9 protein-coding genes are annotated in these 12,819 nt (G+C 74.2%); 4 read left to right on the forward strand and 5 right to left on the reverse strand.

Going from position 1 to position 12,819, the window contains the following annotated elements:
• The first annotated feature begins 79 nt into the window (after positions 1-79).
• Positions 80-910 carry a helix-turn-helix domain-containing protein gene (locus N7925_RS04675; RefSeq protein WP_265598227.1) on the forward strand — a complete coding sequence of 277 codons (831 nt, stop codon included), beginning with the start codon at positions 80-82 and terminating at the stop codon, positions 908-910.
• 75 nt (positions 911-985) lie between these two features.
• On the opposite strand, the gene secD is transcribed toward N7925_RS04675, so the two are convergent.
• The 4 genes from secD to ligA form a co-directional block, all read right to left on the reverse strand.
• Positions 986-3,361 carry a protein translocase subunit SecD gene (gene secD / locus N7925_RS04680; RefSeq protein WP_274343129.1) on the reverse strand — a complete coding sequence of 792 codons (2,376 nt, stop codon included), beginning with the start codon at positions 3,359-3,361 and terminating at the stop codon, positions 986-988.
• 35 nt (positions 3,362-3,396) lie between these two features.
• Positions 3,397-4,017 (reverse strand): hypothetical protein, encoded by a 621-nt coding sequence (locus N7925_RS04685; protein WP_274343130.1) that lies wholly within the window; start codon positions 4,015-4,017, stop codon positions 3,397-3,399.
• 38 nt (positions 4,018-4,055) lie between these two features.
• Positions 4,056-4,772 (reverse strand): rod shape-determining protein, encoded by a 717-nt coding sequence (locus N7925_RS04690; RefSeq protein WP_274343131.1) that lies wholly within the window; start codon positions 4,770-4,772, stop codon positions 4,056-4,058.
• 658 nt (positions 4,773-5,430) lie between these two features.
• Positions 5,431-7,569, reverse strand: a complete 2,139-nt coding sequence (gene ligA, locus N7925_RS04695) for an NAD-dependent DNA ligase LigA (RefSeq protein ID WP_274343132.1) — start codon at positions 7,567-7,569, stop codon at positions 5,431-5,433.
• A gap of 151 nt (positions 7,570-7,720) precedes the next feature.
• Here ligA and N7925_RS04700 point away from each other — a divergent pair, with 151 nt between their 5' ends.
• Entirely contained in the window at positions 7,721-8,773 is a 1,053-nt protein-coding gene (locus tag N7925_RS04700; RefSeq protein WP_265603745.1) for a LacI family DNA-binding transcriptional regulator, read from the forward strand.
• 165 nt (positions 8,774-8,938) lie between these two features.
• Here N7925_RS04700 and N7925_RS04705 read toward each other — a convergent pair whose 3' ends face one another.
• Positions 8,939-11,122, reverse strand: coding sequence for a phage holin family protein (locus N7925_RS04705; protein WP_274343133.1), 2,184 nt, complete (start codon positions 11,120-11,122; stop codon positions 8,939-8,941).
• Between the two features lie 242 nt (positions 11,123-11,364).
• On the opposite strand from N7925_RS04705, the gene N7925_RS04710 reads away from it, so the two are divergent.
• Positions 11,365-12,147 (forward strand): MBL fold metallo-hydrolase, encoded by a 783-nt coding sequence (locus N7925_RS04710; protein WP_265598233.1) that lies wholly within the window; start codon positions 11,365-11,367, stop codon positions 12,145-12,147.
• On the forward strand, positions 12,144-12,782 hold the full coding sequence (locus N7925_RS04715; RefSeq protein ID WP_265598234.1) for a DedA family protein: 639 nt from the start codon (positions 12,144-12,146) through the stop codon (positions 12,780-12,782). Before N7925_RS04710 ends, N7925_RS04715 begins: the two co-directional genes overlap by 4 nt.
• Positions 12,783-12,819 lie beyond the last annotated feature (37 nt).

Raw genomic sequence — 12,819 nt, forward strand, 5'->3', positions numbered from 1 at the left:
GGTGGATCGGCGCATGCGTCACAGCGGGCCGGGGCGGCCCGTACCGGCCCCGGCCCGCCGGTGACGTTACGGTCTTGGCATGACGACTGTCTTGCCCGACACGGGAGTAGGGCCGCTGCTGCGGGACTGGCGGGAACAGCGGCGCATCAGCCAGCTAGAGCTGGCCCTTCGCGCCGACTCCTCGGCCCGCCACATCTCGTTCATCGAGACGGGCCGCTCCCGGCCCAGCGAGGACATGGTCCTGCGGCTGGCCGAGGAGCTGGGCGTCCCGGTCCGTGAACGCAACGCCCTTCTGGTGGTCGCCGGCTACGCGCCCCGCTACGCGCAGACGCCGCTCGACGACCCCGCGATGGCCTCCCTCCGCGAGAGCCTCGACCGGCTGCTCGCGGCGTACGAGCCGTATCCGGCGCTCGTGGTGGACGGCACCTACGGGGTGGTGGCGGCCAATCGGGGGATCGCCCTGCTGCTGGAGGGGGTGCCGGAGAAGCTGCTGGTCCCGCCGGTGAACGCCATGCGGCTCACCCTCCACCCGGAGGGGCTCGCCCCGCGCATCGTGAACCTCCCGGAGTGGCGGGCGGACCTGCTGGCGCAGATGGGCCGCCAGATCGCCCTCGTACGCTCGCCGGAGCTGCGTGCGCTGTACGACGAGGTGGCCGCCTATCCGGTCCCCGCACGGGCAGCCGGCGCGGACCGTCGCACCGACGGTGCGGGCGGTGCGGGGCGGGAGCGCTCCGCCGCGTTCGCGCTGCCGATGCTGCTCGAACACGGGGGCCGGGTCCTGTCGTTCGTGTCGTCGATCGCGACGTTCAACACGCCGATGGACGTGACGGTGGCCGAGCTGGCCATCGAGACGTTCCTCCCCGCCGACCGGGAGACGGCCGCCTATCTGCACGCGCACGTCCCGTCCTGACCCTGCCCCTGCCTCCTCCTGGCGCCTGGCGCCTGGCCGGGGCGGCCGGTCGTGGCGCCGGAGCGCGGGATCACCTCAGACGCGCGCTCCGTTGTCGAGCGGATCGCGCCGGGACGCGCCCGCGCTCCCGCCTGCCGAGCCCTTCCCCTTCCGCTTCCCGGGGGCGGGCGGCGGGGCCTTGGCGTTCCGCTCCAGGAGGATGGCCCCGGGTACGGCGGTGAACACCGAGGACCACGTGCCCACGACGATGCCGATGAGCAGGGCGAGCGCGAAGTCGGCGAGCGAGTCGCCGCCCAGCACCGCGAGGGCGGCCAGGATGAACAGCGCGCCCACCCCGGTGTTCACCGTGCGCGGAACGGTCTGGAGGACGGCCCGGCGGGCGATGGTGTCCAGCGGTGTCCGCCGGTTCGCCCCCCACGTCTCCCGTACCCGGTCGAAGACCACCACCGAGTCGTTGACCGAGTAGCCGATGACGGTGAGCAGGGCGGCCAGGAAGATGCCGTCCACCGGCCGTCCCAGCCAGGCGAAGGCCCCCACCACGAGGATCACGTCGTGCATCATGGCCCCGACGGAGGCTACGGCGAACGTCCAGCGGAACCGGACCGCCAAGTAGGCCAGCTGAACGGCGACGGCGACCCCGAGGGCGATCAGGGCGTTGCGCCGCAGTTCGTCGCCGAGGCTCGGGCCGATCAGCTCGTCCCGCACCTTCGTCGTCTCGCCCCCTTCCTCGGCGAGGGCGGTCCGCAGGGCGTGTTCACCGTCGTTGTCGAGCTTCCCTGTGCGTACGGACAGGTCGCCTTCCCCGGCCGTGGTGACCTCGGCGTCCCCGAACCCGGCGGCGGCGAGCGTGTCCCGGGCCGTCTCGACGTCGACCGGGCGGCTCGTGGAGTACTCCACCAGCCGGCCCCCGGTGAACTCCACGCCCAGATCGACGCCGCGCACCACGATCCCGGCCACCGCGACGGCGACCAGGGCCGCCGATACGACGAGCCAGCGGACCGGCTTCCGGAAGAGCTCCGGGTCCTTGCGGACCAGCCAGGTCCGCACGGCGCCGGGGCGCGCGATGCCGTTGACGCCCCTGTAGTCGCTGACGAAGCGGGTGCTCGCGGCGATCTCGGTGAGCGCGCGGGCGATGACCAGCGCGGAGAACATCGAGGCGATGACCCCGATGGCGAGCGTGACCCCGAAGCCCTTGACCGGACCCGAGCCCAGGAAGAAGAGCAGCCCGGCCGCGATCAACGTGGTCGCGTTGGAGTCGGCGACCGCGCTCCACGCCTTCGTGAATCCGGTGGCCAGCGCGGAGCGCAGGGAGCGTTTCGGCCCTGCGGCGCACTCCTCCCTGGCCCGTTCGAAGACCAGGACGTTCGCGTCGACCGCCATCCCGATCGCCAGGACGAAACCGGCGAGCCCGGGGAGCGTCAGCGTGACACCGAGGGCGACGAGCGCGGCGTAGGAGATCACCCCGTACGCGGCCAGCGCCACGGCGGCCAGCGCACCGAAGAGTCGGTAGACGAGCGTGATGAAGAGTGCGGTGGCGGCTGCGCCGATGAGCGCCGCCCGGGCGCTCGCGTCGATGGCAGCCGCGCCGAGCGTCGGGCCGACGGTCCGCTGCTCGACGATCTCGACGGGCACGGGCAGGGCCCCGCCCTTGATGAGCAGCGCCAGGTCACGCGCCTCGTCCGCGCTGAACGAGCCGGTGATCTGGGTGGCCCCGGACGGCAGTCCGGCCCGGCAGCCGACCGAGGGGTCGACCTGCGGCGAGGAGATGACCTTCTCGTCGAGGACGATGGCGACCCTCCGGCGGTCGTCCCCGGCGGGATGGCAGGCGGCCTCGCCGGTCAGCCTCTTCCAGTCCTGACCGGCGTCCTCGCGGAATTCGAGCGAGACGCTCCAGCCGGCACCGCCCTGCGCGTCGAAGCCCGCGGTGGCGTCCTCGACGCCCGCGCCGGAGAGCCGGGAGGGGCCGAGGGCGAGGGCGCGGCCCTGCTCGTCGGGGAGGGTAAGCCGGTCGGGGTCGGTGGTGGGCCCGGGGTCGGCGGTGGAGCCCGGGTCGGCGGTGGGATCGGAGCCCGAAGGTTTCTCGTCCGGCTCCTCGGCCGCCGGGCCCTCGACCGCGTGGAAGGTGAGCTGAGCCGTCCGGCCGATCACTTCGGCGGCCTGGCGCGGATCCTGGACGTCGGGCAGTTCGACGATGATCCGGTCCTCGCCGGACCGGGTCAGGGTCGGCTCGGAGACGCCCAGCGAGTCGATGCGCTGCCGCAGCACCTCCAGGGTGCGGTCGGTGGTCTCCCGGTCCGCCTCGACGGTGGCGGTGTCCCGGGCCTGGAGCACGATACGGGTGCCGCCCTGGAGATCGAGGCCGAGTCTGGGCGACATGGTCAGGCTGATGTAGACGGAGACGAGCAGGACGGCGACGGCCAGAACCGCTCGCACCGTGGTGGCGCGAGTCATGGAAATCCTCCGGTGGGGCGCCGGGCGCCCTCATCTCAGTGAGGACGCGGCGCCGGATCGGCAGAACAGGACGGACGACCGGTCGAGGGACCGGTGGTCCTGCCCGGAGGTCCCCGGACGTCGGGGAGCGCGCCCCTGCGGCCGCCGGGTACGTCGGAGGAATCCGCGACGACGTGCCGCACGCCGGCGCGCGGCTCGGCCGCCCCCGGTGGAGCGGGCGTCAGCGCGTCGTGCGGCGGCGGTGCCGCGTGAAGAAGCAGGTACGCCCGGCCGGTGCCCGCCCGGGGGGCTTGCGCCGGATCGGCCGCCGCCCTGGGCTGCTCGTGCCCGGCCTGCGCCACCGCACCCGCACCCGCACCCGTGTACGCCACGGCCCCGCTCGCACGGTCCGGTCCCTCGCGGTCGGATCCGCTGAGGTGCCGGGAGCGATGCCCGGTCTCGTGCCCGGCTCGGTGCCGGAAGTCGTGTCCAGCGCGGTGCCGGGAGTCGTGCCCGGCGTGGTGGGGCTGCGGTGCGGTGGGGGCCGAGGCGGCGGCGGTGACGACGGACGCGAGGCTCCGGGAGGCCGGCGGCGCGAGCGCGGCACCGGTGGCCGAGGCGGCGCCGCCGACCAGAGTGAGGACGGTGAGGAACAGCGCGGCCAGCAGAGACCGCACCCGGGACGCGTTCGGCCGGGAGGGTCCCGGGTGCGGCATCACCTCGGTCGGCCGAATCGCTCGTGCGACACCGTCGGGTGGCGGAGCACGGAGCTGAGGATCTGTCCGGCGCCGCGGACGACCGTGGTCGACGGGTCGTCGGCCAGGCGCACCCGGGTGCCGAGGCAGTGGGCGATGCGATCGGTGACGTCGGCTCGCAGCGCGCCGCCGCCCGCGAGCACGGGGCCCTTCCGCAGGGCCCCGCGGATCGCGCCGTGCCGGTCGTGTCGCCACATGGACGTGATCATGTCGAGCACCGTGCGGACGAGGACGGCCGGCAGCTTCGCCGGATCGAGGCGGTCGAGGTCGTCCAGTCCGCTCTCGGCCTGCCGGGCGTCGGCCACCAAGCCGTTGACCAGGAGCGTGACCTCGGTCAGCTCGGCTCCCATGTCGACGACGAGAAGAGGGCCCGTCTCTCTCGGTCCGGCGTACGCGGCGGCGGCCCGGGCGCTGCTGAGGACCAGGACGCGCGACGTCCCGAGCCCGGCGAGCAGGGCGCGCGCGGCGGTACGGTGTTCGGCCCCGGCGAGCACGGGGTGGCTGAGAACGATCACGCTGTCGCTGCGGTCCGGCCCCAGGGCCGCGTCGGCGATGCGGCCGAGCAGCCGGCCGCAGGACTCGGGGTCGACGATGCGCCCGCGCCGGACCGACCGCTCGTCGCCCCCGTGGTAACCGGAGCCGGGGAACGCGTCGAGAACCAGTCCCCGGCCGGGCACCCACGCCCGGGTGCGGGAGCTGCCCAGGTCCAGGGCCAGTCCCCGGGTGGCCGGGGGAAGGCTCCGTGCGCCCTGGGCGCCCGGGGCGCACAGCTGCTGGTGGCGTGTCCGGAGCCCCCCGGGGAAACGCCCCGCCCCGAATGCCCCGGCACCGCTCCCGTCACGAAGCGGTCCGGGGCCCTTCCCCCATGGGCCCACACCCGGGCGGAGCGGCCCTCGCCACTCGCCGGGCGCGGAAGTGAGCGGGCCGCGAACGGCCGGGACCGCAGAGGTCGGGAGAGCAGCGGTCGGGACGGGGACGGTCCGGGCAGGTTCCACTCGGTCAGGTGCGTGGAGCCCGTGAAAATGGCGCAGTCCGTGAGGCCCGCGAAGTCCGTGCAGCCCGTCGGGTGCTCCCGGTCCGCCGAGGGAGGGAGACCTTCGGCCCGTACCGGCGTCCTCGGACGCCGGCGGGACGGCGCGACCCGGTCGCTGTCCGTCGTGCACAGAACGCATCGTCCCTCACCCCCGGCCGCCCATCGCAGCCGCCCACGCACCCGTCGCCCCCACTGATAGCGAGGCACGGCCGAGCCCTCACTATGCAATACGGGGTGGTGGAACGCCACTTCCTCACTGATTCACAGGCGCACCGGCGCGGCGCGCACGGCAGCCGACCGGCTCAGACCTCCTCGCCCGCCGCCAGGAAGGCGCCGACCAGCATCGCGAACTCCTCCGGCACCGCGATCCGGACCCCCAGATCCTCCGCCTTGGTCCGCTTGGATCCCGCCTTCTCCCCGGCCACCAGCAGACTCGTGCGCTTGGAGACGCTGGAGGACGACTTGCCGCCGGCCCGCTCGATCAGCTCGTTCATCTGGTTGCGCGACAGCTTCTCCAGCGCTCCGGACATCGCGCCCGTGACCACCACGGTCATCCCCGCCAGGGGCAGCGCGGGGCCGGTTTCGGCGTCGCCACCGGCCTCCGCCTCCGCGCCTGCCGCCGCGGCCGCCGGCTCCTCCGTCCCCGGCTCCGGAGGCGGGGTGGCCCCCGGCTCCGTCATGGACACCCCGGCGGCGACGAGCTTGTCGATCAGCGGCGCCAGCTCCACCAGCTCGGCGACCACCGCGGCCGCCTTCTCCTTGCCGATGCCGTCGACCCGCTGGAGCGTCTCCGCGTCGGCGGCGACGATCCGGTCCATCGTGGCGAAATAGCGCGCGATGCGACGCGACATGGAACGCCCCGTGCCCCGCACCCCCAGGGCGCAGAAGACCCGGGACAGCGGCCTGGTCCGGGCGGTTTCGATGGCCGCCAGGAGGTTGTCCGTGGAGGTCTCGCCCATCCGGTCGAGGGCGAGCAACTGCTCCCGCTCCAGGGTGAACAGGTCAGCGAAGTCCGCGACCAGGCCCGCGTCGACGAGCTGGACGACCCGTGTGGAGCCGAGGCCCTCGATGTCGAGCTGATCGCGCCCCGCCGCGTACGAGACGGAGGCGACCAGACGGCAGTCACGGCCCCGGGTGCAGCGCCAGCGCTGCTCGCTCGTGTCGATGCCGGAGCCGCACTGCGGGCAGCTCTCGGGGAAGGCGATGGGCGTCTCGTCGCCGGTGCGCAGGTGAACCACGGGGGCCTCGATGCGCGGGATGATGTCGCCGGCCTTGTAGACCATGACCTGGTCCCCCAGCCGCAGGTCGCGGCGGGTGATGTCGGCCGGGTTGTGCAGGGTGGCGTAACCGACGGTGGAGCCGTCGATCTCCACGGGTTCCAGGACGGCGCGCGGCGCGATGATGCCCGTGCGCCCCACGTTCCACTCGACGGCCAGCAGGCGGGTGATCCTCTCCACGGCGGGCAGCTTGTAGGCAATGGCCCAGCGGGGCGCGCGGGTGCCGGAGCCGGCCTCGCGCTGGTCGGCCGCCACATCGGCCTTGATCACGATCCCGTCGATGCCGAACGGCAGCGAGGCGCGCAGGGCACCTATCCCGTCCACCCGAGCCTGGACCTCCTCGACCGTGGTGGCCCGGAGCGGCGCGACGTCGGTGCCCGCGGCCGTGTGCACGCCGAGATCGGCGACGTACGCCAGGACCTCGCTGTGGGGCAGTTCGGCGAGGGTCCCGGCGAGCTCCCCGGAATCGGGCAGCGGCAGCGCGCCGTACGCGAAGAAGGTCGTCTCCACCCGGTAGGCGCGGTCCTTGGCGCGCAGGGTGCCCGCGGCCCCGTTGCGCGGGTTGGCGAAGGGGGCGCCGCCGTGTTCCGTACGGATCGCGTTGCCCTGTTCGAACTGCTCGTTCGTCATGAGGATCTCGCCGCGCACCTCGATGGTGACCGGGGCGGCCAGCCGCTCCGGCAGGCCGACGACGGCGCCGGCCGCGTGCGAGACGTCCTCGCCGGCCGTGCCGTCGCCCCGGGTGATGAGGCGCTCGAACCGGCCGTCCCGGTAGCGCGCGGCGACCGCCAGGCCGTCGAGCTTCGGCTCCACGCTCCACGCGGTCACCGGCCTGCCGATCCGCCGCTCCAGCGACGCGGTCCAGGTCACGAACTGCTCCGCCGAGAACACGTTGTCCAGCGAGAGCATGGGCACCGTGTGCGGCACGTCGCCGACGGCGGCCCCGCCCGCGACCTTGCCCGTCGGCGAGTCGGCGAGCACCTCCTCCGGGTGGTCCGCCTCGTACGCGGCTATTCCGCGCGCCAGCCGGTCATAGGCGTCGTCGTCCAGCGCGCTCTCGCCCGTGGCGTAGTACGCGGCGGCGGCGAGGGAGGCCTCTTCCACCGCGGCGGCATAGGCGGCGGCATCGGCGAGCACAGCAGCTGAGTTCGTCATGGCCACCATTCTTCCGCCCACCACTGACAACGCCCCCGGTGCCGGGGCCGACCCCCTCGTGAGGGCGCGCGAGACCTTCCTCGCCGAGCCGGAACGGCTGCCGGGCGCGGTGCGGGCCTCGGCTGAACGGGGCGGCCGGCCTGCGGGTATAAAGGGCTGCATGACAGCCGAAGTGCCGCAGCCCGTACGCCCCGCGACCTTGGAGGACGTGGCGGCCGTGGCCGGTGTGTCACGGGCGACGGTGTCCCGGGTGATCAACGGGGCGACCACGGTGGACCCCGCCCTGCGCACCGTGGTCGAGAAGGCGGTGGCGACCACCGGTTACGTGCCCAACCGGGCCGCCCGCTCGCTGGTGACGCGGCGCACCGACTCGGTGGCCCTGGTGGTCTCGGAGCGTGAACGACGGCCGATGTCCGAGCCGTTCGTCGGCCGGATGTTCTCGGACCCGTACTTCGGGCGGGTCGTCAGCGGGCTGCTGGAGGTACTGCGCCCCGCGGGCATCCAGATGGTCGTGATGCTGGCCGACGACGAGGCGTCCCGGGGCCAGTTGCTCTCCTATCTGCGCCACGGCCATGTCGACGGGGTCGTGCTGATCACCACGCACGCCGACGACCCGCTTCCCGGGCTGCTCCAGGACACCAGGATGCCCGCCGTCCTCGCGGGCCGTCCCCACCGTCCGTCCCCGCTGGCCTATGTGGAGGTGGACCAGCACGCCGGGGCGCGGCTGGCGGCCGACCACCTGGCCGCGCTGGGGCGACGCCGCATCGGCACCGTCTCGGGCCCCCAGGACCAGCCGGCGGGTCAGGTGCGGCTGACCGGTTTCCTGGAGGCCGTCGCCGCCCACGGCATCGACGACGTGGCCTGCGCCGAGGGGGACTTCACGCATCTGGGCGGGGCCGCGGCGATGCGGCGGCTGCTGGCGGACCGCCCCGACCTCGACGGGGTGTTCATCGCCTCCGACCTGATGGCCCTGGGCGCGCTCCCGGTCCTGCTCCGGGCCGGGCGCGACGTGCCGTCCGACGTGGCGGTGGTCGGCTTCGACGACAGCAGCGCGGCGGCCGCCTGCGACCCGCCCCTGACCACGGTGCGGCAGCCGGTGGAGGAGATGGCCGCGGAGATGGCCCGGCTGCTGCTGAAGCAGATCGGCGAGCCGCGCGGCCCCTCGCCCTCCGTGCTCTTCCCGCCGACGCTGGTACGACGACAGTCGGCCTGATCCGGCGACAGGCGGCCTGATCCGGCGACAGGCGGCCTGATCCGGCGACAGGCGGCCTGATCGGGCGGCGGACGGCTTGCCGGCTCGGACGGCTCGCCGGAGAGCGCATCATCGAGGAGCGACGCCTCTGCCGGAGAAGCAGCCCGTCGGAGGACGGCCCCCCGGTCAGGCCGTCGTGCCCGGCGCTTCCGGTACCGGGGCCGGGGCGTCGCCCGGGAACGGCTCGTCCGCCGGGCCCGTCCCGCCGAACCCCTCGGCCCGCACCGGTATCTGCGGCCCGGAGGTCTCCTGGAGCCAGCGGGTCAGCACCCGGTGCACCGCCTCGGCGCCCACCAGCCCGCCGCCCGGCGGTGCGGGTGCGCCCTCCGCGGTCTCGGCGGCCACGATGTCGAGCGGGTCCGTCAGCACGCGCGGCCAGAGCAGGAACGGCCGGGCCTGTTCGCCGCCGAGACCGCCGTGCGAGCCGATCTGCTCCTCGAAGGCGTGCACGGTCCCGGTGGCGGGGTCGTACATGGAGTTGACCATCACGTCGGCGACGTGCGGGAAGGTGTCGGTGCGCCGTACGGCGGCGGCCGCCCCGACGCCGAAGACGGCGAGCGGCCCCTCGCCGTCGGTCAGTTCGGCGACGGGCACTTCGGCCCCGCCGGGCCCGAGCACCACGGAGCCTTGTTCCCCGGCGCGTACGAGGAGGAACCCGATCCCCGGATGGTTGGCGAGCGTGGAGAGCAGCGCCGGGTGGCGGCGCTCGATCTCTTCGCGGGAGGCGCGGCCCTCGATGTCGGGGAAGGAGATCAGCCCGAGGTTGCCGGAGGCCAGCACGATCGGGTCGGAGAGCTTGGCCGGGTGCTCGGCCTCCTGCCCCTCGACGGGGCGGTGCAGGGCGATCCGCACCGCGTCGCGGGCCTCGGAGGCGCTGCGGGTGCGCTGGGCCCGGCGGGGCACGGGCAGCCCGCAGCCCGCCCGGACGAGGTCCTTGAGCGTGAGCCCGTACTTCCCCGCGAACGTCTCCCCGGGGCTCTGGCCGTGGTCGGAGAGCAGCACGATCCGATAGGTGCGCGGGGTGTGGTCGGCGATCTTGGCGATCAGCGCGAGGGACCGGTCGAGGCGTACGAGTACCTTCTCCGCGTCGCGGCTGTGGGGGCCCGAGTGATGGGCGACCTCGTCGTAGGCGACGAGGTCGGCGTAGACGGCGGTGCGTCCGGCGAACATGTCGCCGAGGACTGCGGCGGCGACCACGTCGCGCTCCACGACGGTCGCGAACGCGCGGATGAACGGGTAGAGCCCGCCGCGCTTGATCCGCGGTGTGACCTTCCGGGCGCGGGCGCGGGTCGACTGGCCGATCTCGCGCAGGACCTCGGCGACGAAGGACAGGGCCGTACGGGTGGCGTTGGCCGGGTCGGAGAAGTAGGCGAAGTATCCGGCGCGGGAGCGGCGGCCCTTGCCGCGCCGGGCGGCCATCGAGAGCACCAGGGCGAGCTGTCCGGCTCCGCCGCTGAAGAGGTTGCCCCGGCTCGCGCCGTCGACGGTGAGCAGACCGCCGTCGCGGGTGCGCTGAATGGCCCGGCGTTGCATTTCGAGGGCGCTCGCGGGACGGCTGGAGACCATGACGGTGCGGGTCTCCTTCTCGTACCAGCGGAACGCGGGCACGTCGTGGTTGCTGCCGTGCAGAATGGCGAGCTGGCTGGCGCCGGTCTGGCTGGACCAGTCGGTGCGCCAGGGGGTGAGCCGGTGTCCGGACGAGTCGTCGAGCCAGCCGGCGACGGTGGGCATGAGCCCGTCGGCCGCGGCCTTCACCAGGACGTCGTGGCCGACCCCGTCGAGCTGGAGGAAGACGGTGCCGGGCGGTCCGTCGCGACCCGGTTCCGGCGGGCCCGGGGAGCGGCCGCGCCGGCGGCGCCGGTCGGCGAGCCGGGACAGCCGCCGGCGGTAGGCCTCGTCGTCGCGGACGGCGAGGGCGGTGGAGGTGGCGGAGGCGACGGCGGACATCACGGCGGCGACGACGACCGCAGTCTCCGGGTTGGCGTCGCCGCGCCCGTCCGGGATGAGGCGCAGCGCTACCAGCAGCAGCGAGCCGTTGAGGAAGAAGACCAGGGCGCCCAGGACGAGCGCGGGCACGATGAGCAGGGCCCGTACGAGGACGGGCCAGACCAGGGCGGACAGGAGGCCGAAGGCGCCCGCGCCCCAGGCGGCGGTGAAGGCCGTCTTGGTGGTGGTGTCGCCGTTGTCGGCCTGCAGCTGGAAGTCGGGCAGGGCTCCGGCCAGCACGAGCATGGTGAGGGTGGACACCGCCCAGACCGCGATCACCCGCATCAGGGCTCTGCCCGCCGTACGCCACTTCCCGTCACCCACGCCGGTCCACCTCGTGCCCTTCCGCGCCGGCTCCGGTCGTCCGAAGCCCGACCTTCAGCTTTTCATAGCGCCGGCGCCGGTCAGCGGCTTCGGTGGAAGCCTCCGAGGCTCGGCGGGACGGTACGGGGGGCGCATAGGCTCGTACCGGCAGCGCGGGCGGGCACGGCCGCGCGCGCCGCGCCGGGATCAGGAATGCACGGATCACGGATCACGGATCACGAGGATCGAGCGAGGAGGCCGAGGTGCCGGTGGAGATCACCTGGTGGGGTCATGCCACCTGCACGATCGAGGACTCGGGGGTGCGGGTGCTGACCGACCCCCTGTTCGTACGGCGCTTCGCGCATCTGCGCCGCCGCCGGGGCGAGGTACCGCCACCGCAGGCCGCGGTCGCCGAGGTGGTGCTGGTCTCCCATCTGCACTCCGACCATCTGCATCTGCCGTCGCTGGCCCGGCTGGCTCCCGGCAGCCGGCTGGTCGTACCGAGCGGCGCGGTCGCGGCCGTGCCGGGTCTGCGGGCGCTGCGGCGGATGCGGCAGCTGCACGTCACCGAGGTGAGACCGGGCGAGACGGTGCGCGTCGGCGAGGTGCGGGTGCGGGCGGTCCCCGCCCTGCACGACGGGCGGCGGCTGCCGGTCGGGCCGCACCGCGCGCCGGCGCTCGGCTATGTGGTCGAGGGCGAGGCGCGGACGTACTTCGCCGGGGACACCGGGCTCTTCGACGGGATGGCCGAGGCGGTGGGGCCGGTGGACGTGGCGCTGCTGCCGGTGGGCGGCTGGGGTCCCTACCTCGGGCACAGCCATCTGGACCCGGCCCGCGCCGCCGAGGCGCTGACCCGTCTGGCGCCGAGGTCGGCAGTGCCGGTGCACTACGGCACGTACTGGCCGATCGGTCTGGACGGGGTGCGCCCGCACGAGTTCCACGCGCCGGGCGACGAGTTCGTACGGCACGCGGCGAAGCGTGCGCCCGAGGTGACCGTGCATCTGCTGGGGCACGGCGAACGCGTCAGACCGGTGGCCGGCCCGTGATCCAGGAGATCCAGCAGGTGGTGCGGGAACTGCCCCCCGAGTCGACCCAGCAGGCGGTCGGCTATCCGACGCTGTTCGCGCTGGTGGCGCTGGGGTCCCTGGTGCCCGTGGTGCCGACGGGGGCGCTGGTGAGTTCGGCGGCGGTGGTGGCCTTCCACCAGACGTCGCCGCTCACCCTGCTCTTCGTGTTCCTGACGGCGTCGACCGCCGCGTTCCTCGGGGACGTCTGCCTGTACTGGCTGGGGCAGCGCGGGGTCCGGTCGAGGAACGGCTCGAAGTGGCTGGAGGCGATCACCCGCCGGGCCGCGCCGGAGCGGCTGGCCCAGGCGCAGGAGAAGCTGGCGCGGCACGGTGGGATGGTGCTGGTGCTGTCCCGTCTCGTTCCCGCCGGGCGGATCCCCGTGATGCTGGCGTGCCTGCTGGGCAGGATGCCGTTGCGGCGGTTCGCCCGGGGCGATGTTCCGGCCTGCCTCGCCTGGGCGGCGACGTACCAGTTGATCGGCATCCTGGGCGGTTCGCTGTTCCCGGAGCCGTGGCAGGGAGTGGTCGCGGCGGTCGCCCTGACGCTGCTGATCAGCGGGGCTCCGGCGGTGTGGCGCAGGCTGCGGTCCCGGTTCGGCCCCGAGCCGTCGTAGGCCCTGTCGTCACCCTCCCGTCTGCCCCGCAGGGCCG

It is taken from the genome of Streptomyces sp. CA-278952, assembly GCF_028747205.1.
GTDB lineage: Bacteria > Actinomycetota > Actinomycetes > Streptomycetales > Streptomycetaceae > Streptomyces.